The organism is Bradyrhizobium quebecense (assembly GCF_013373795.3).
In the GTDB taxonomy this organism is placed as follows: domain Bacteria; phylum Pseudomonadota; class Alphaproteobacteria; order Rhizobiales; family Xanthobacteraceae; genus Bradyrhizobium; species Bradyrhizobium quebecense.
Genome location: NZ_CP088022.1, coordinates 5,044,074 through 5,061,545, shown reverse-complemented (window position 1 = coordinate 5,061,545; position 17,472 = coordinate 5,044,074). Strand labels below are relative to the sequence as shown.

The 17,472-nt window shown below is 64.2% G+C and carries 18 protein-coding genes; 10 read left to right on the top strand and 8 right to left on the bottom strand.

Annotated features, from left to right (window positions below):
* Window positions 1–122: 122 nt before the first annotated feature.
* From HU230_RS24455 to HU230_RS24440, 4 genes are read left to right on the top strand one after another with little or no spacing between them, the layout of a single operon-like run.
* A complete protein-coding gene (locus HU230_RS24455; protein ID WP_176529500.1) occupies window positions 123–728 on the top strand; it encodes a VOC family protein in 606 nt (201 codons plus the stop codon).
* Between the two features lie 57 nt (window positions 729–785).
* The gene (locus HU230_RS24450) at window positions 786–1,436 is read left to right on the top strand and encodes a cysteine hydrolase family protein (RefSeq protein WP_176529501.1); all 651 of its coding nucleotides are present in this window, start codon (window positions 786–788) and stop codon (window positions 1,434–1,436) included.
* Window positions 1,433–2,797, top strand: coding sequence for an epoxide hydrolase family protein (locus tag HU230_RS24445; RefSeq protein WP_176529502.1), 1,365 nt, complete (start codon window positions 1,433–1,435; stop codon window positions 2,795–2,797). Before HU230_RS24450 ends, HU230_RS24445 begins: the two co-directional genes overlap by 4 nt.
* A gap of 35 nt (window positions 2,798–2,832) precedes the next feature.
* The gene (locus tag HU230_RS24440) at window positions 2,833–3,126 is read left to right on the top strand and encodes a putative quinol monooxygenase (protein WP_176529503.1); all 294 of its coding nucleotides are present in this window, start codon (window positions 2,833–2,835) and stop codon (window positions 3,124–3,126) included.
* Window positions 3,127–3,161: 35 nt separating this feature from the next.
* On the opposite strand, the gene hisC is transcribed toward HU230_RS24440, so the two are convergent.
* The 4 genes from hisC to HU230_RS24420 form a co-directional block, all read right to left on the bottom strand.
* Complete coding sequence (gene hisC / locus HU230_RS24435; RefSeq protein WP_176529504.1) at window positions 3,162–4,214, bottom strand: histidinol-phosphate transaminase; 1,053 nt, start codon at window positions 4,212–4,214, stop codon at window positions 3,162–3,164.
* Window positions 4,215–4,317: 103 nt separating this feature from the next.
* Window positions 4,318–5,172 carry an HTD2 family dehydratase gene (locus tag HU230_RS24430; protein ID WP_176529505.1) on the bottom strand — a complete coding sequence of 285 codons (855 nt, stop codon included), beginning with the start codon at window positions 5,170–5,172 and terminating at the stop codon, window positions 4,318–4,320.
* 224 nt (window positions 5,173–5,396) lie between these two features.
* Entirely contained in the window at window positions 5,397–6,494 is a 1,098-nt protein-coding gene (locus HU230_RS24425; RefSeq protein ID WP_176529506.1) for a CaiB/BaiF CoA transferase family protein, read from the bottom strand.
* Window positions 6,495–6,505: 11 nt separating this feature from the next.
* Window positions 6,506–7,675 (bottom strand): acyl-CoA dehydrogenase family protein, encoded by a 1,170-nt coding sequence (locus HU230_RS24420; protein ID WP_176529507.1) that lies wholly within the window; start codon window positions 7,673–7,675, stop codon window positions 6,506–6,508.
* 152 nt (window positions 7,676–7,827) lie between these two features.
* On the opposite strand from HU230_RS24420, the gene HU230_RS24415 reads away from it, so the two are divergent.
* Window positions 7,828–8,751, top strand: coding sequence for a LysR family transcriptional regulator (locus HU230_RS24415; RefSeq protein WP_092116489.1), 924 nt, complete (start codon window positions 7,828–7,830; stop codon window positions 8,749–8,751).
* Between the two features lie 13 nt (window positions 8,752–8,764).
* Here the strand turns inward: HU230_RS24415 and HU230_RS24410 are convergent, their stop codons facing one another.
* The 4 genes from HU230_RS24410 to HU230_RS24395 form a co-directional block, all read right to left on the bottom strand.
* On the bottom strand, window positions 8,765–9,358 hold the full coding sequence (locus tag HU230_RS24410; protein WP_176529508.1) for a thiamine pyrophosphate-dependent enzyme: 594 nt from the start codon (window positions 9,356–9,358) through the stop codon (window positions 8,765–8,767).
* Complete coding sequence (locus tag HU230_RS24405) at window positions 9,358–9,915, bottom strand: thiamine pyrophosphate-binding protein (RefSeq protein ID WP_176529509.1); 558 nt, start codon at window positions 9,913–9,915, stop codon at window positions 9,358–9,360. Before HU230_RS24405 ends, HU230_RS24410 begins: the two co-directional genes overlap by 1 nt.
* A 236-nt stretch (window positions 9,916–10,151) precedes the next feature.
* Window positions 10,152–10,955, bottom strand: coding sequence for an isocitrate lyase/PEP mutase family protein (locus HU230_RS24400; protein ID WP_176529510.1), 804 nt, complete (start codon window positions 10,953–10,955; stop codon window positions 10,152–10,154).
* A gap of 65 nt (window positions 10,956–11,020) precedes the next feature.
* Window positions 11,021–11,920, bottom strand: coding sequence for an alpha/beta fold hydrolase (locus HU230_RS24395; protein ID WP_176529511.1), 900 nt, complete (start codon window positions 11,918–11,920; stop codon window positions 11,021–11,023).
* 106 nt (window positions 11,921–12,026) lie between these two features.
* Between HU230_RS24395 and HU230_RS24390 the strand changes: the two genes are divergently transcribed.
* From HU230_RS24390 to HU230_RS24370, 5 genes are all read left to right on the top strand, one after another.
* Window positions 12,027–12,536 carry a MarR family winged helix-turn-helix transcriptional regulator gene (locus HU230_RS24390; RefSeq protein ID WP_176529512.1) on the top strand — a complete coding sequence of 170 codons (510 nt, stop codon included), beginning with the start codon at window positions 12,027–12,029 and terminating at the stop codon, window positions 12,534–12,536.
* 387 nt (window positions 12,537–12,923) lie between these two features.
* Window positions 12,924–13,226, top strand: coding sequence for a DUF485 domain-containing protein (locus HU230_RS24385; protein WP_176529513.1), 303 nt, complete (start codon window positions 12,924–12,926; stop codon window positions 13,224–13,226).
* The gene (locus HU230_RS24380; protein ID WP_176529514.1) at window positions 13,223–14,914 is read left to right on the top strand and encodes a cation acetate symporter; all 1,692 of its coding nucleotides are present in this window, start codon (window positions 13,223–13,225) and stop codon (window positions 14,912–14,914) included. The genes HU230_RS24385 and HU230_RS24380 overlap by 4 nt, the downstream gene beginning before the upstream one ends.
* Window positions 14,915–14,996: 82 nt before the next feature.
* Window positions 14,997–16,799 (top strand): putative nucleotidyltransferase substrate binding domain-containing protein, encoded by a 1,803-nt coding sequence (locus tag HU230_RS24375; protein WP_176529515.1) that lies wholly within the window; start codon window positions 14,997–14,999, stop codon window positions 16,797–16,799.
* A 66-nt stretch (window positions 16,800–16,865) separates the two neighbouring features.
* Window positions 16,866–17,471 (top strand): 3'-5' exonuclease, encoded by a 606-nt coding sequence (locus HU230_RS24370; protein ID WP_234633836.1) that lies wholly within the window; start codon window positions 16,866–16,868, stop codon window positions 17,469–17,471.
* The last annotated feature ends 1 nt before the right edge of the window (window position 17,472 follow it).

Below are 17,472 nucleotides of genomic sequence, written 5' to 3'. Positions count from 1 at the left end.
TTTGGTCATCACGTTTTCTTCAGCAGGCTTGTTACTATGATTTTCATAGTAATATGGCCCGGCATCATCGCAAATGCAATGGGCCGCTAATGGCCCGGTCTGTCATCACCAAGGAGCGAGTCATGACCACCGAACAGGGGCCGACAGCGGCCAAAGTCGATTTGAAGCTCGAAGTCGTCGTCATTCCGGTCTCGGATGTCGACCGCGCCAAGCGCTTCTATCAGGACCTGGGCTGGCGGCTAGATGCCGACTTCGTCAGGCCCGACGGTTCGCGCGCCGTGCAACTGACGCCGCCGGGTTCGCCGACCTCGATCCATCTCGGCTCGGGATCCGCGCTGCCGCGCTTCCTGATCGTGAACGACATCGAAGCGGCGCGCGCCGAGCTGATCGCGCGCGGCGCCGATGTCAGCGAGGTGTTTCACCGCGGCGCGGAAGGCCGCATCAAGGGGCCGGACCCGGACCGGCCGAGCTACGGGGCGCTCGCCACGTTCAACGATCCCGACGGAAACGCCTGGCTGCTGCAGCAGGTGACGCAACGCCTGCCCGGGCGGGTCGACGGCAACAGCACGAATTTCTCCTCATCGGCCGATCTCGCCGCCGCGCTGCGCCGCGCGGCAGCAGCCCATGGCGAGCACGAGAAGCGGACCGGCGGGCACGATGCGAACTGGCCCGATTGGTACGCCGACTACATCGTCAGCGAACAGGCCGGCAAGCCGCTGCCCGAGTGAACGGAGAGCGTCATTGAAGCAAATCCAACCGGGCGCCTGATGGCCAAGGAGCGATCGATGTCCCAGATCACCTATCCACGCGAGCGAACCGCGCTGCTTCTCGTCGATCCCTACAATGATTTCCTCTCCGAGGGCGGCATGGTCTTTCCACGCATCAAGCCGGTCGCCGACGAGGTCGGGCTGCTCGACAATCTGCGCCAGCTCGACGGCGCGGTCCGGGCCGCCGGCATCCAGGTGGTGATCGTCCCGCACCGCCGCTGGGAGCCGGGCGATTACGAGGATTGGGATCATCCCAACCCGACCCAGCGCTTGATCATGCAGCGCCACAGCTTTGCGCGCGGCGAATGGGGCGGGGAATGGCATCCCGACCTTGCGCCCAAGCCCGGCGATCTGATCGCCCAGGAGCATTGGGGGCAGAGCGGGTTCGCCAACACCAATCTTGATTTCCTACTGAAGCAGAAAGGCGTCACGCATGTGATCGTGGTCGGGCTGCTGGCCAATACCTGCATCGAGTCGACCGGCCGCTTCGCGATGGAGCTCGGCTACCACGTGACGCTGGTGCGCGATGCCACCGCCGCCTTCTCGCACGACATGATGCACGCCGCTCACGAGTTGAATGGCCCGACCTACGCCCATTCCATCCTGACAACGGCCGAGGCGATCGCGGCGTTACCGGCGGCCTCTCTTTCCAAGGAGACAGTCAAATGACCACAACATCGACACCAGCTGCAATCGCAACAGGCCAATTGAACCAGGACGGCATCGACCAGGACCGGCGCAGGCTGCTGACGGGCGCGGCGCTGGGCCTGATCGCTGCCGGTGCTGCCAGCCTGTTCCCCTCGCATCCCGCCGCGGCGGCCACCGGTGACGCGATCCGCCCATTCCGCATCAACATTCCCGAAGAAGACCTTGTCGACCTTCGCCGCCGTCTGGCCGCGACCCGATGGTCCGACAAGGAGACGGTCAATGACGACTCCCAGGGCGTTCCGCAAGCGATGCTGCGCGATCTCGTCCGCTACTGGCAGACCGACCACGACTGGCGGAAGGTGGAGGCGCGGCTCAACGCCCTGCCGCAGTTCGTCACCGAAATCGACGGGTTGGACATTCACTTCATTCACGTTCACTCGAAGCATGACAATGCGCTGCCGCTGATCGTCACGCATGGCTGGCCGGGTTCGGTCATCGAGCAGATGAAGATCATCGATCCCCTGACCGATCCCACCGCGCACGGCGGTAGCGCGTCGGATGCGTTCCATCTCGTGATCCCGTCGATGCCGGGCTACGGCTTTTCCGGCAAGCCGGCTGCGGTCGGCTGGGATCCGCAGCGCATTGCGCAGGCCTGGGTCCAGCTGATGAAGCGGCTCGGTTACGGCAAGTTCGTGGCGCAGGGTGGCGACTGGGGTTCGCCAGTCTCCAATGAAATGGCCAAGCTGGGAGCGCCCGAACTGCTCGGCATCCACGTCAATCTGCCTGGCGTCGTTCCGCCCGAGGTCCTCAACGCGGTCGTTTCGGGTGGTCCCGCGCCGGACAATCTGTCAGCAGAAGAGCAGCACGCCTTCGACCAGATCAAGCTTCAGTTCATGAAACGGCGCGCCTATGCGCTGATCATGGGCACGCGCCCGCAGACGCTTGCGGCTTTTGCGGATTCGCCGGCGGGCCTGGCTGCCTGGCTGCTCGATCACGGCGACGGCTATGCCCAGCCGGCCGCGGCGATGCAATCAGCCGTGCTCGGGCGCGCAGTCAATGGACATCCCGCCGGCGCACTGACCCGCGACGACGTGCTCGACAACATCACGCTGTACTGGCTCACCAACAGCGCGATTTCCTCGGCGCGTCTGTACTGGGAGAACAAGACCAACCTCTATCTGCCGGCCAATGTCGCGATCCCCGCCGCCGTGACTGCGTTCCCCGGCGAGAGTTTTGTCGCGCCGCGGAGCTGGGCGGAAAAGGCCTATCACAAGCTGATCTACTTCCATCAGGCCGAGGCCGGCGGCCATTTCGCGGCGTGGGAGCAGCCCGACATCTTCAGCAGAGAGGTTCGGGACGCGTTCCGACCGCTGCGCAGCTGATCTGAACATTCACTGAAGAACTGAAAGGAGTACCTATGGCCAAGCTTGCACTCATTGCCACCGTCGAGGTCGCGCCGGAGAAGCGGGATCAGGTGTTGTCGCTGCTCTCGGCGCACGGCGCCCGTTCGCTCAGGGATGAACCGGGCACGCTGCATTTCGAGATCCTGGTGCCGCGCGAGGATGCCGCGAAGCTGCTGATCTACGAGGTCTACCAGGATGACACCGCGTTCGAGGCGCATCGCAACGCGCGCTCGATCGCGCAGTTTCGCGAAGAGACGGCAGGGTTCGGCATCAAGATCACCGCGACGCGGTGCACGCCGGCCGCGTAGACCTTGTCGCCGGCGTCGCCGTCGCAGCTGCGGGATCAGACCATCTGACGCAGCAGGCTGATCAGGCGGCCGCATTCATCGTCCGTGCCGACCGTGATGCGCAAAAAGTCCTCGATCCGCGGCTTCTGGAAATGCCGCACCAGCACGCCGCGCTCGCGCAGCTTCGCGGCGAGATCCGCGCCGCGATGGCCGCCATGGCGGGCGAACACGAAACTCGCATGCGACGGCAGCACTTCGAAGCCGAACTCAGTGAGGCCGCGGGCGAGCGCCTCGCGGCTCCGGATGATGCGATGCCGCGTCTCCTCAAACCATGCGTCGTCCTCGATCGAGGCGACGGCACCCGCGATCGCGAAGCAATCCAGCGGATAGGAGTTGAAGCTGTCCTTGACGCGCTCCAGCGCCTCGATCAGCGGGCGCTGGCCGACGGCGAAGCCGACCCGCAGTCCCGCCAGCGCGCGCGACTTCGAGAGCGTCTGGATCACCAGCAGATTGTCGTGGCGCGCGACGAGCGGCACGGCGCTCTCGGCGCCGAAATCGACATAGGCCTCGTCGACCACCACCAGCCGGTCGGGATGCTCAGTGACGAGCGCCTCGATCGCGGCGCGCGGCAGCGCGATGCCGGTCGGCGCGTTGGGATTGCATAGCAGGATGGCGCTGCCCGGCCGCCGATAGTCCGCAAGCTGTATCCGCATCGCGGCATCGAGCGGGATCGCCTCGTAGCCGACACCATAGAGGCGGCAATAGACCGGGTAGAAGCTGTAGGTGATGTCGGGGAATAGCAGCGGCGCGTCGTGCTTCAAAAGCGCCGGAAAGGCGTGGGCCAGCACCTCGTCCGAGCCGTTGCCGACGAACACTTCGTCCGCCGTGACGCCGTAGCGCGCCGCGATTGCCTCGCGCAGGGCGGTTGCGCGCGGATCCGGATAGAGCCGCAGGCGATCCGTGGTCGCGCTGATCGCCGCTACCGCGCGCGGCGACGGCGGGTAGGGATTCTCGTTGGTGTTGAGCTTGATCAGGCCGTCGATCTTCGGCTGCTCGCCGGGCACGTATGGCGACAGATTGTGGACGACCGAACTCCAGAAGCGACTCATGATCTGCGATCCAGGGATGAATGCGATCACCATACGGAATACGAGGCGCCGATGAAAGCGCCTCTTTATTTCTTCGCATTCTGATCTGCGTCGCGCGCGCGACCTACCAGGTCGCCGTGCCCTTCATGGTCGGCTGGCCCTCGGCATTGGCGGTCCACAGCTCCATGCCGTCGTCCTTGTCGTTGGCATTGATCGAGAACTCGCTGCCCTCGAACAGCGGCTGCACGCCGCGATAGGTGAGCTTCTTCGGCGGCTTGCCTCCGCGGAGTTTCGCGGCGAATTCGACGATGAAGGAGGCCTGCAGCGGGCCGTGGAAGATCAGGCCCGGATAGCCCTCGACCTTGGTGACGTAGTCGCGGTCGTAGTGGATGCGGTGGCCGTTGAAGGTCAGGGCCGAATAGCGGAACAAGAGCACCGGATCGGAGACGTGGCTCTCGCGATGCTGCGCGGCCGGAGGAGGCGGCGCCGCTTTGGCGGGCGCTGCGGCTTGTGTGCTCGTCATCTCGCGATAGACGATGTCCTGCCGCTCGCGAACCGCAAGCCCGCGCGAGGTCGTCACCTCGTGATGGACCGAGACGAAGCATAGCGTGCCGGTCGAGCCCGATTTCACCGTGACGTCGGCGATGCGCGAGGTGCGTTTGGCGTCGTCGCCGATGCGCAACGCGTCGAAGAATTCGAGTTCGCCGCCGGCCCACATCCGGCGCGGCAGTGGCACCGGCGGCAGGAAGCCGCCGCGGGTCGGGTGGCCGTCGGGGCCAAGCTGCGACATCGGAAATACCGGCTGCGCCAGGCACCAATGCGTGGTCCACGGCGCGGCGTCGCCGGCCTTCGGCTCGCCGATCTCCTGGAACAGCGTCGCACGCAGTCCCATCACGAGATATTTGGTGACGACGTCGGAGGCCTCCTGGGAGCGGCCGATCCACTGGCGGAGGTGATCGAGGTCGAGTTTATCGGTCATGAGATTTTGTCCTCGGTGAGAGACATCTGAGGGTGATGGCGTCGGTGAGACGGCAAACTCGGTACACCTCTCCCGCTTGCGGGGGAGGTCGGCGCGTAGCGCCGGGTGGGGGCTCTCTCAACGTTAGGACTCGCGGAAAAAGCCCCCACCCCAACCCGCCCCCGCAAGCGGGAGAGGGGGCGCAGCTCGTTCTTGATTGCGATCGCGCCTAATTTCATTGCAGCCTAACGTTTGATGCGCTCGCCGATCGCGGGCACCTTGCCATAATGCCTGTCCTCGCCGACCACGATCGCGCCCGGTGCCGGATAGCTGACACGGCCGTTCGGCGTGTCGACCTCGATGCGGCGCAGATGCGGATGCTTCGCGAGGTCGTCCATGCTGTTGACCTCGGCAAAGGCGATGTCGGCCTCGGCGAGCTTGCCCAGCAAGTCCTCGCGCGTGAGCTTGCCAAAACTGTCGCTGACGATCCGGTCGGTGACCGCGCGGTTGCGCACGCGCTCGACCATATTGGCGAAGCGCGGATCGTCGGGCAGGCCGGGCTGGCCCAGCACCTTGGCGCACAGCGTCTTCCACTCGCGCTCGCTCTGGATCGAGATCAGGATCTCCTTGCCGTCCTTCGAGCGGAACACGCCATAGGGCGCGATCGAGGGATGGGCGAGGCCGATCCGCTTCGGCGACTTGCCGTCCTCGGCATTGAGCAGCGGCACGGTGAGCCAGTCGGCCATCACGTCGAACATCGAAATGCGGATATCGGCACCCTGGCCGGTGCGGCCGCGCCCGATCAGCGCTTCGAGGATCGACGCATGCGCGGTGGCGCCGGTGGCGACATCGACGATCGACATGCCGACGCGCGAGGCGCCTTCGGGGCCGCCGGTGATCGAGGCGAGGCCGCTCTCGGCCTGGATCAGGAGGTCATAGGCCTTGCGGTCGGCGTACGGACCGGTGTCGCCATAGCCGGTGATCGTGCACATGATCAGTTTCGGGTAGTCCTTGCGCAGCCGCTCGCGCGAGAAGCCGAGCTTGTCCATCGAGCCCGGCTTCAAATTCTGCAGCAGCACGTCGGCGCCCGCGATCAGCTCTTCCAACTGCGCGCGGCCTTCCTTGGTGGCGAGGTCGACCACGGCGGAATCCTTGCCGCGGTTGAGCCAGACGAAATAGCTGCTCTGGCCCTTCGCCGCGGCGTCGTAGCCGCGGGCGAAATCGCCCTCGGGCCGCTCGATCTTGATGACATGAGCGCCGGCGTCCGCCAGGCGTGACGAGCAGAACGGCGCGGCGACCGCCTGTTCGACGGCAATGACGGTCAATCCCTCAAGCGGCAGCATGATCTGAGAACTCAATAGGAGCGGGGCATGCCGAGCACATGCTCGGCGACGAAGGACAGGATCAAATTGGTCGAGATCGGCGCCACCTGGTAGAGCCGGGTCTCGCGGAACTTGCGCTCGACGTCGTATTCCTCGGCGAAGCCGAAACCGCCATGGGTCTGCACGCAGGCATTGGCCGCTTCCCAGGAGGCATCCGCCGCCAGCATCTTGGCCATGTTGGCCTCGGCACCGCAATCGAGCCCGGCCTCGTATTTGCGGGTCGCTTCCTTCACCATCAATTCGGCCGCGCGCATCGAGGCATAGGCCTTCGCGATCGGGAACTGGATGCCCTGGTTCTGGCCGATCGGCCGGCCGAACACGCTGCGCTCCTTGGCGTAGTTGGTCGCCTTCTGGATGAACCACTTGGCATCGCCGACGCATTCGGCGGCGATCAGGATGCGCTCGGCATTCATGCCGGAGAGGATGTAGCGAAAGCCCTTGCCTTCCTCGCCGATCAGGTTCTCCGCCGGCACCTTCATGTCGGTGAAGAACACTTCGGTGGTGGCGTGGTTCATCATGGTGCGGATCGGGCGAATTTCGAGGCCCTTGCCCTTCACCTCGCGCATGTCGACGATGAACACAGACAGGCCGTCGGTGCGCTTCTTGGACTGCTCCTTCGGCGTGGTGCGCGCGAGCAGGATCATCAGGTCGGAATATTCGGCGCGGCTGGTCCAGATCTTCTGGCCGTTGACGACGTAGTGGTCTCCCTCGCGGCGCGCGAAGGTCTTCAGCGACGAGGTATCCGTGCCGCTGGTCGGCTCGGTGACCCCGAACGCCTGCAGCCGCAATTCGCCGGTCGCGACCTTCGGCAGATACTTCGCCTTCTGCGCGTCGTTGCCGTGCCGCAGCACGGTGCCCATCGTGTACATTTGGGCGTGGCAGCCGCCGCCATTGCAGCCGGCGCGCTGGATCTCTTCCAGGATCGCCGCCGCGGCCGACAGCTTCAGGCCCGCGCCGCCATATTCCTCGGGGATCAGCACCGAGAGATAGCCGGCCTCCGTCAGCGCATCGACGAACTCCTTCGGATAGGCCATCTGGCGGTCGAGCTTGCGCCAGTATTCGCCGGGAAACTGCGCGCAGAGCTTTGCGACGGCGTCGCGGATGTCTGTATGGTCGTCGGTGTGCTGATCGTGTGCGGTCATGATTTCGTTTTGCCGAGAGGTTGCGCCAGAGCGTTGTCGAGCGAAGCGGAAACCGGTTCGCGTGTGGAAAACGCCCGCTGTTGTGGGGTCCCGGTAAACTCCCTATGCTGTTTTGTTATAGCGTATGAACCTGCCTTCCAGGATTGGCAAGTATGGATTTCCGCCAGCTTAGGACCTTTGCGTGCGTCGCGGAACTCGGGAGTCTGAGCAAGGCATCCGATACCCTGCGGGTCGCGCAGCCGGCGCTGAGCCGGCAGATCAAGCTGCTCGAGCACGAGCTGCGCACCGAACTGTTCACGCGCAACGGCCGCGGCATGGTGCTGACCGATGCCGGCCGGCTGCTGCTCGCGCGCACCGGCGGTATCGTGCGGCAGATCGACCAGATCCGCGACGACATCCAGTCCGCGGGCGGTGCGCCGTCCGGGCGCGTCGTGCTCGGGCTGGTGCCGACGGTGAGCTGCGTGATTTCGGCGCGGCTGGCGCGGCGCACGGTGGAACGCTATCCCGGCATCTCGCTCTGCATCGTCGAAAGCTACAGCGGCCATCTGATCGAGTGGCTGCATCGCGGCGAGATGGACCTTGCGGTGATCTACGGCCCGTCGGTCGATCTGCACCTGGCGGTGCAGAGCCTCGGCCGCGACTCGATCGTCGCGGTTGGCCCGCGCGGCAGCGGGCTGAAGCAGAAGAAGCAGGTCGATATCGGCTGGCTGCTGCGCCAGCGCCTGGTGCTGCCAAGTCATTCGCACGGGCTCCGCGCCATGATCGAGCATGCGGCGGCGAAGAAGAAGGTCACGCTCGACGTCAAGCTCGAGGCGGATTCGTTCCGCGTGCTGACGAGCCTGGTCGAGGAGGGGCTCGGATACACCATGCTGCCGCCGTCCTCGGTGCGCGGCGAGGTTGCCGACGGCCGGCTCGAGACCGCGCCGATCGCGCGGCCCGCGCCACGGCGCGAGCTGACCCTGGCCTCGCCGGTCGAGCATCCCGGCTCCAACGCCATCACGCTGATCGCAAAATTGCTGCGCGACGAGGTCGCCGCGTGCCGCGCCGAGGGGCTCTGGGATATCCAGCTCGCCTGAGCGCGGCTTCGCATCACTTCACCTGGAAACCGAGATGGCCGCGGAAACGGTTCTTCAGATAGGTGCCGTCGCGCGGCGGCAGCGCGCGCTCGACTTCGCCGGCCGCGATGCGGATGCGCGCCAGCCGCGGACCGCCAGCGAGATCGCGCAGGCTCGCGCGGAAGCGCTCGATGCCGGCCATGTCGGCGATGTCGGAGACATTGCCGATGCCCGCGCCGCTCGCGATCACCTCGAGCCTCGCCCCTAAGCCGGAATGGCTGAGCTGCATCCCGGTCTCGCCGAAATGGCCGTTGTCGAGCACCGCGATCGAGAGATTGCCGGGCTGCTTGGTCGCAATGGTCAAGAGGCTGCCGATCCCCATCAGCTGCTCGCCGTCGCCGGTGACGACCAGCACCGGGCGCTTCGGCTGCGCCAGCGCAAGGCCGAGCCCGACCATCGCGGCGCCGCCCATCGCGCCCCAGAGATAGAAATTGCTCGCGTGCTCGCCGGCGTCGAACACGTCATAGGACGAGGAGCCCAGACCGGAGATCACGAGCAGGTCGCCGCGCTCAGCGAGCAACGCCTTCACGGCGGCGCGGCGGTCGAGAGTATCTGTTGGCGCTGACATCAATGCGTCTCCCTGGTCCACTTCTTGCGGCCGATCATCCGCTGCGAGATCAGCACCGCGACCTGCTGGTCGCCGTCATAGGCGAGTGAGGCGGCGGCCGAGATCACTTCCTCGGCGTCATCGGGGTTCTCCAGCCGCAGCACGGTGGTGCCCATGATCTCGAAGGCCTGCGGTGTCGCACGGCCCATCGGGATCTGCCAGGGATTGAACTCGGCCCATTCGCCGCGCATCGTCACCAGCGTGAGCAGCGGAAAGCGGCAGCTCGCCATCAGCGACAGCATGTTGACGCAATTGCCGACGCCGCTCGATTGCATCAACAGCACTGCGCGATCGCCGCCGAGCCAGGCGCCGGCGGACAATGCCACGCCTTCCTCCTCGGTCGTCAGCACCGTGGTCTTGATGTCGGCATCGGCGTGCGACAGCTTGATCAGCTTCGAGTGTCCGGCATCGGGAACGTAGGACACTTGCGCGACGCCAAAATTCTTCAGCGTGCGGTAGATCGCAACCGGCCAGTCGGTGCCGGTGGCGTCGTCCTGGTGAACGGCAATCTGGTCCATCGTGGCCTCGGCTAGGGGCGCGCAGTGGCGCGTCCTCACCGAAGCCCTTTACCGCGCGAGCAGCCTTGATCCCCTTCGCATCTGGCTCGCGCAGCTATACCGGATTTGTATATCCCCGTCGTTGCGAGCGAAGCGAAGCAATCCATCTCTCCTCATGCATGGAGGGATGGATTGCTTCGTCGCTTCGCTCCTCGCAATGACGAACTGCGGAAAGAGGGGGCTGGCGTTTTCCCGCCTCAGGCGTTCGGCTGCAGAAACGTGCCGTATTGCCTGCTCGTGACGACCGCGGCGGCGGCCTCTCCGATGACGCGCATCGCCGCCATCATCGGCCATGGCCCAAGGCTGACCCGGCGCACGCCGGCGCGGGCAAGCTCCGGGATTTCGGGAACGCCCCGCGTCACCATGATGTTGACCGGCAGCGGCGTCAGTTGAACGAGCCGCTCGATCAGCGCGAGGTCGGTGAGCCCCGGTACAAAAATTCCGTCGGCGCCGGCATCGGCATAGAGCTTCGCGCGGCGTGCCGCTTCATTCAGGCATTGCTCCGGCGAGCCGAACTTCAGCAGAAACGGATCGGTTCGCGCATTGATGAAGAGGTGAATGCCGAGCTGTTGCGCGGAGTTCCGCACGGCCCTGATCTTCGCGGCATGCTGCTCGGGATGGACGAGCTGCCGCTTGCCGCCGGCAAGCCCGTCCTCGATATTGATGCCGATCGCGCCGGCCTTCAGGATCCTCGCCGCCGAATGCGCGGCGGCGTCCGCGGTGTCGCCATATCCGGCCTCCAGATCGATCGATACCGGAACCGGGACGGAAGCGGTCATCCGCGAGACCAGGCCTTCCACGATGTCGAGCGGGGCATTTTCGCCGTCGGCAAAGCCGAGCGCGGACGCCACCGCGCCGCTGCTGGTCGCCACCGCCGGCGAGGTCTTGGCGATCGCCTTGGCGGTGGCGACGTCCCAGGCATTGAACAGGATGAGCGGATCGCCCGTCCTGTGAAGAGCATGAAATGCTTCGGCGTATTGCTGCTGTGTCGTGGCGTCCATTGCGCGCACTCCTGGTTGGAGAGAATTCGAAAGACTGCCGTGGCCGCTGGTTGCGGCGTGCCTGTTCAGCCGGCGGCGTGGGTCTTGAACCAGTCCATGATCAGACCGGTGACCTCGGCCTCACGCTCGAGGTGCGGGAAGTGCCCGACATCGGGCAGGACAACGCGCTGATGTGGCCCCTTGAACAGCGGCTCTTCCTTCATCGAATACCGCGCTGTCGGATCGTTGCCGCCATAAATCGTCAGCGTCGGCGTATGCATGTCGTTGATCGGCAGGCGCCCCGCAACGCCCGCATCGACCAGGCCATTGTAGTATTTCAGCGCCGCCTTCATGGTGCCGGGAGAGCTGAGCGTCTCCTTGACCGAGCGGAGATGCTCGTCGTTCTCCAGGGTTGGCGACCACAACCTCCAAAGGTAGTCGACGAAGGGAAGTCCCTCGATGTTGACCGCCGAGTGAGCGCCAGGCACCGTAAAGAAATAGACATGGAAGACCGATCGAACGGCATCGGGATCGCTCCTGAGGCTCGCGATTGTGATCGGGTGCGCGGTGTTCATGACCACCGCGGCCTTGATCGCCGACGGCGCCGTGGCGAGCACCTGGAACGTCGACGTGCCGCCCCAATCCATGCCGACGACGTGCGCCTGTCCGTCGTCGCTCAGCGCCGCGATCAGCGCTTCGAGATCCTGGCCCAGCGCGATCGGATCGAAGATGCCGTCGGCCGGAATCTCGGTCGGCGCATAGCCGCGCAGGAACGGCGCGACCGCGCGGTAGCCGGCATCCGCGAACACCTGCAGCTGCTTGCGGTACGACCAGGCGTTGTCGGGAAAGCCGTGCATGAACATGACGAGCGGTCCGCTGCCCTGTTCGAGATAGGCAAACCGCACGCCGTTGGCGTGGACGTATTTCAGGGTGGGCTCGCTGCCGGCGGCGTCAGGCGTGGCCAATGCGGCGCTTCGGATCGTCATCGCTCTCTCCATTTTTCCGTCGTTGGTGCTCTCCCGGCAAATATGTGCGTAGCGCACATATCAGGTCAAGTTGTTTTTTGTGCGCAGCGCACATATTATTCACCGCATGGAAAACGGAATCGCCAATCTGCTGGGCGCGCTGTCGCTCGCCGTCATGGACCGTATCGAGCAGGGCGCGCGCGAGGTCGTCGGCCGCGGCGGCGAGACACCCGCGGCCCTCATCGTCATCGGCTATGGCCAGGGCATGACCAACGACAAGCTGAGGCGGATCCTCGGCCTGTCGCATTCCGGAACGGTCCGGCTGGTGGATCGTCTGGTCTCGGATCGGCTTGTCGAACGTCGTCCTGGCAAGGACGGCCGCGAGGTCGCCTTGCACCTGACGGCGACCGGCGCCGCGTCCCGGAACGAACTGCTGGCGTCGCGGATTTCGGCCGTGACGTCATTGCTCGATGTGCTGTCGTCGGCCGAGCGGAAACAGCTTGGAACATTGATCCGGGAGCTGCTGGCTAGGCAGGACACTTCCGAGATGGATCGCTTCACGATCTGCCGGATGTGCGATGACCGTGTCTGTACCAATTGCCCGTTGCCGACAAACAAGGGCCAGCACCTTCGCTAGTCCGGCGGTGCCTTGCTGGCGCGGGGCAACTGGCGAGGGGCTACGGCCCAGCCGTCCGGCTTGGAGTCCGGCGTGCGCGTGAAAATCTCCTGCGCGGGGTGCCGGCAAATCCGGCCATGATGTTGACGCGCGCTTCCAGGGACCGCCGGAAAGCGCCTCGCCAGGACGCTGCTTCAGACCACTTGAGCGGGAAAAGCGAGGGATAGCCGGCTTCGCCGGCAAGTCGTGGCCGTTGTCCCCGTGGCCGCCTGACCTGCACGATGTCTATCGCGGGTCGCATTTTTGATCTGGATCATAGAGCCGGTCGATCGACGCAATACAGACTAGCTGAACCCTCGCCATACAAGGGGGACGTCTCAACCGGAAGAACCCCAAGGGATCATTGATGTGATTAATCTCGCAAGGATTGAACGCGATCCGAACTACCAGGAACTCGTGCGTCGACGGTCGTCGCTGGGTTGGAGGTTGTCGCTGATCATGCTTGTCGTCTATTTCGGCTTCATCCTACTGGTGGCCTACGCTCCCAAGTTTCTGGGCACGCCACTGGGCAGCGGCGTGATGACGATCGGCATTCCGATCGGCTTGTCCGTCATCGTGCTCGCCTTTGTGCTGACGGGCATCTACGTGCGCCAGGCGAATTCCAGCTACGACGTCCTCGTTCGCAAGATTGTCGAGGAGAACCGCCCATGAAAAAGGTCTCCTGGCTCCTGACGCTTCTCCTCGTCGGCATGCCGACGTTCGCGCTTGCCGCGGGTACCATTGATGGCGGCTCAAAGCAGGCGATCAACTGGTCGGCGATCGGCATGTTCGTAGGCTTCGTCATGCTGACGCTCGTCATCACCTATTGGGCCGCAAAACGGACCGCGTCGGCTGCGGACTTCTACTCGGCCGGTGGTGGAATCACCGGTTTCCAGAACGGGCTGGCGATCGCCGGTGACTATATGTCGGCGGCCTCCTTCCTCGGCATCTCGGGCCTCGTCTATACCTCCGGTTATGATGGCCTGATCTATTCGGTGGGCTGGCTCGTGGGCTGGCCGATCGTGACCTTCCTGATTGCCGAACAGCTGCGCAATCTCGGCAAGTTCACCTTCGCCGACGTCACGTCGTTCCGACTTGGACAGACCGACATCCGCATCCTGGCGGCGTGCGGCTCGCTGGTCACCGTTGCGTTCTACTTGATCGCCCAGATGGTCGGGGCCGGCAAGCTGATCCAGTTGCTGTTCGGTCTCGACTACTGGATCGCGGTCGTCCTGGTCGGCGGTCTGATGATGATCTACGTGACCTTCGGGGGAATGAAAGCAACAACCTGGGTGCAGATCATCAAGGCGGTGTTGCTGCTTGCGGGCGCGACGTTCATGGCCGGAGCCGTTCTCTACAAATTCGGGTTCAGCCCGGAAGCGCTGTTCGCCAAGGCGACCGAGGTGCATCCCAAGAAGATCGCAATCATGGAGCCCGGCAGTCTGATCTCCAATCCGTTGTCGGCGATCTCGCTCGGCCTCGCGCTGATGTTCGGAACAGCCGGCCTGCCGCACATCCTGATGCGCTTCTTCACGGTGAAGGACGCCCAGGCTGCCCGCAAATCGGTGTTCTATGCCACGGGCTTCATCGGCTATTTCTACGTTCTGACCTTCATCATCGGCTTTGGCGCGATCACGCTGGTGTCTACCGATGCGACGTTCCTGGACGCCTCCATCCTGGAGAAGACCAAGAGCGGCATCGCGGCCATCAAAGGCGGCTCGAACATGGCGGCTATCCATCTCGCGAACGCGGTGGGCGGCAACCTGTTTCTCGGCTTCATCTCGGCGGTCGCCTTTGCCACCATCCTGGCGGTGGTGTCCGGTCTGGCGCTGGCCGGTGCATCATCCATCAGTCACGACCTCTACGGCATGGTGATCAAGCGCGGTGCCGCCAACGAGCAGGACGAGATCCGGGTCTCGAAAATTGCGACACTGGTGCTGGGCGTGCTCGCGATCTTCCTGGGCATCGTGTTCGAGAACCAGAACGTCGCGTTCATGGTCGGCCTTGCGTTCGCCATCGCCGCGTCCTGCAATTTCCCAGTGCTGGTGATGTCGATCTTCTGGAAGGGGCTGACGACGCGGGGTGCGCTGATCGGCGGCTTCCTCGGTCTCATCAGCGCCGTGGTCGGTGTCGTTCTATCGCCGGCGGTGTGGGAGGCGACCCTCGGCTACGCCAAGGGTTCGGCGCCGATCAAGCTGGACAATCCCGCCCTGTTCTCGATGGCGATCGCCTTCGCCGGGATCTGGTTGTTTTCGATCCTGGATCGCAGCAAGCGGGCGGCGATCGACCGCGACGGCTTTGATGCGCAATTCGTCAGGAGCCAGACCGGTATCGGCGCGGCCTCCGCCACGACGCACTAAGAGGCCTTCAGGATAGCCCCTTGGGTCCCGGCTGGGTTCACGACCCAGCCGGTACCTCGCTCAACTGGCCATCAAAACCGACATGCCCAAGGCGTTCGACATCAGCAATGCACCGTTCGATCGCCTGACGCCGGGCGAGGCCGAGACGCTGCGGGCTTCGCTGGATGTGGCATATTTCCGTCCCGGCGACGTGATCCTCGGCAAGGGCGCGCCCGCGGATGCGCTCCATGTCATCATCAAAGGCACGGTCGAGGAGCGGGACGAAGCCGGGTTGGTGGCCCTGCTCGGCCACAAGGACACTTTCGACAGCCGCGCGCTCGTCCACGACCAGAACGGGCACGCGTTTCTGGCACGCGATGAGACGCTCTGTTACACCATTCCCAGGAAGGTTGCGCTCGACCTGATCAAGGCGAACCCGCGCTTTGCCGCATTCTTCTACCGCGAGATCTCGCGGAAGCTGGACGAACTCGCCAATGACGAGGAGGCGGAACGTTTCGGTTCGCTGATGTATGCCAAGGTAGGCGAGCTTTTCCTGCACCCTCCGGCGTTTCTGGTTGCAGAGGATACGATCGAGACCGCCGGTCGCCTGATGCGCCGGATCGACAGCAATGCGCTGTTTGTCCGCGACGGTGAGCGGGTCGGCATCATCACGGGCATGAGCCTGTCGAAGGCGGTGGTGCTGCGACGCGAGTCCATCGAGATGCCGATTGGTCTGCTCGCGAACTTCGACATCGTGTCGGTCCAACGCACCGATTTCGTGTCCTCGGCGCTCCTGCTCATGACGAAACACAACAAGCGGCGGCTTGCGGTGAAGGACGGCGAACGGTTCGTCGGCATTCTGGAGGAGATCGACCTGCTGGGATTTCTGGCAGGAAGCGCCCAGGTTACCGCCGGCCGCATCGATCGAGCTTCGAGCCAGCAGGATCTGGCCATCGCGGCACGCGAGATCGAAGCTCAAACACGGGTCCTGCGGCGACAAGGCGTCAAGGTGGAAGTGATCGCCGAGATCGTCTCCGACCTCAACAGACGCCTGCTGTCCCGATTGTTTGAAATGGTTGCGCCGGCCAACATGCGCAGCGGCGGCTGCCTGATCGTGATGGGCAGCGAGGGGCGCGGCGAGCAGACCATGCGCACCGATCAGGACAACGGCCTCATCCTGTCCGCCCCTGTCGACGTCGAGACTCTTCAATCGTTCCGGAGCGCGTTCTCCGGTGCGCTGCAGGGTTTCGGTTTTCCGCCCTGTCCCGGCAACGTCATGGTAAGCAATCCGGCATGGTCCAAGCCGCTTGCTGACTACCTTGCGGATTTCCGTCGATGGGTTGCGCTCCCCGACGAGGCCGCGCACATGAATGTGGCCATCATCTATGACGCGCAAGCGATCGCCGGCGATGTGCAGCTGCTGGACCGCGCCAAAGCGGAGCTGATCGACCTGGTGCGGGGCGAGCAGGCCTTTCTGGCCCATTTCGCGCGCGCGATTGATGCTTTCGCAACGCCCATTGGCCTGTTCAACAACCTGATCACGTCGGAGGGTAGCGGGGACGCGCTCGACCTCAAGAAAGGCGGCATCTTTCCCATCGTCCACGGCGTTCGCAGCCTCGCGCTCGAGCAGGGTCTGCACGAGACCTCCACCGACAAGCGGATATCCCGGCTGTGCGACCTGGGCATATTGCGTACCGAATTTGGACGCGACCTGAAGCAGGCCTTCCGATTCATGCTGATGCTTCGGCTCGACGAACAGCTGGCCGCGTCTGCCGGCACGTCGGGCACTCTGGTGAGACCGGCGCATTTGTCCAGCATGGAACGCCATCTGCTGCGCGACGCGCTTCAGGTGGTGAAACAGTTTCGTGAAATTATTCGTCACCACTTCAAGCTGGCGATATTCTGAATGCTTCCGCGTGCGATCAAGCGATTGCTCCATCGGGCGACCCTGAGCGATCAGTCGTACCGCTTCATGTTCGATCGTCCCCCGGACGACGACCTCGTCGTCATTGACTGCGAGACGACCGGGCTCAACGTGCGGACAGACGACGTTGTCACCATTGCCGCCATCAAGATCCGCGGCAATCGGATCCTGACCAGCGAGCATTTCGGAGCAGTCGTGCACCCCGACAGCGAGATGAAGACGGAGGCGATCAAGATCCACCGTTTGCGTCAGGCCGATGTCGAGGCTGCGCCAATCGTCTGGAAGGTGCTGCCGAGTTTTCTGCGCTTCATCGGTTCGCGTCCCCTGATTGGCTATTACGTCGACTTCGACGTCGCCATGCTGGACAAGTACATCCTTCCGCTGGTGGGCATCGAACTGCCGAACGAGCGGATAGAAGTCTCACGGCTCTACTACGAGCGCAAATACGCCGACGCGCCACCGAACACGTCGATTGATCTCTCGTTCTCGGCAATCCTCAAGGACCTCTGCATTCCTTCGCTCAATCAGCACGATGCGTTCGACGACGCATTGATGACGGCGATGATGTTCGTTCAGTTGCGCGACCTTGCCCAGCGCGGTGGGCGGATCGCGCGGCAGCGAACCAGCCCCGTTTTCAATCCGACCGGGGCATGAT

Excerpts from the sequence above, each read along its gene's own strand:
- HU230_RS24455 (WP_176529500.1), top strand. The coding sequence starts at position 123 with ATGACCACCGAACAGGGGCCGACAGCGGCCAAAGTCGATTTGAAGCTC.
- HU230_RS24450 (WP_176529501.1), top strand. The coding sequence starts at position 786 with ATGTCCCAGATCACCTATCCACGCGAGCGAACCGCGCTGCTTCTCGTC.
- HU230_RS24445 (WP_176529502.1), top strand. The coding sequence starts at position 1,433 with ATGACCACAACATCGACACCAGCTGCAATCGCAACAGGCCAATTGAAC.
- HU230_RS24440 (WP_176529503.1), top strand. The coding sequence starts at position 2,833 with ATGGCCAAGCTTGCACTCATTGCCACCGTCGAGGTCGCGCCGGAGAAG.
- hisC (WP_176529504.1), bottom strand. The coding sequence starts at position 4,214 with ATGAGTCGCTTCTGGAGTTCGGTCGTCCACAATCTGTCGCCATACGTG.
- HU230_RS24430 (WP_176529505.1), bottom strand. The coding sequence starts at position 5,172 with ATGACCGATAAACTCGACCTCGATCACCTCCGCCAGTGGATCGGCCGC.
- HU230_RS24425 (WP_176529506.1), bottom strand. The coding sequence starts at position 6,494 with ATGCTGCCGCTTGAGGGATTGACCGTCATTGCCGTCGAACAGGCGGTC.
- HU230_RS24420 (WP_176529507.1), bottom strand. The coding sequence starts at position 7,675 with ATGACCGCACACGATCAGCACACCGACGACCATACAGACATCCGCGAC.
- HU230_RS24415 (WP_092116489.1), top strand. The coding sequence starts at position 7,828 with ATGGATTTCCGCCAGCTTAGGACCTTTGCGTGCGTCGCGGAACTCGGG.
- HU230_RS24410 (WP_176529508.1), bottom strand. The coding sequence starts at position 9,358 with ATGTCAGCGCCAACAGATACTCTCGACCGCCGCGCCGCCGTGAAGGCG.
- HU230_RS24405 (WP_176529509.1), bottom strand. The coding sequence starts at position 9,915 with ATGGACCAGATTGCCGTTCACCAGGACGACGCCACCGGCACCGACTGG.
- HU230_RS24400 (WP_176529510.1), bottom strand. The coding sequence starts at position 10,955 with ATGGACGCCACGACACAGCAGCAATACGCCGAAGCATTTCATGCTCTT.
- HU230_RS24395 (WP_176529511.1), bottom strand. The coding sequence starts at position 11,920 with ATGACGATCCGAAGCGCCGCATTGGCCACGCCTGACGCCGCCGGCAGC.
- HU230_RS24390 (WP_176529512.1), top strand. The coding sequence starts at position 12,027 with ATGGAAAACGGAATCGCCAATCTGCTGGGCGCGCTGTCGCTCGCCGTC.
- HU230_RS24380 (WP_176529514.1), top strand. The coding sequence starts at position 13,223 with ATGAAAAAGGTCTCCTGGCTCCTGACGCTTCTCCTCGTCGGCATGCCG.
- HU230_RS24375 (WP_176529515.1), top strand. The coding sequence starts at position 14,997 with ATGCCCAAGGCGTTCGACATCAGCAATGCACCGTTCGATCGCCTGACG.
- HU230_RS24370 (WP_234633836.1), top strand. The coding sequence starts at position 16,866 with ATGTTCGATCGTCCCCCGGACGACGACCTCGTCGTCATTGACTGCGAG.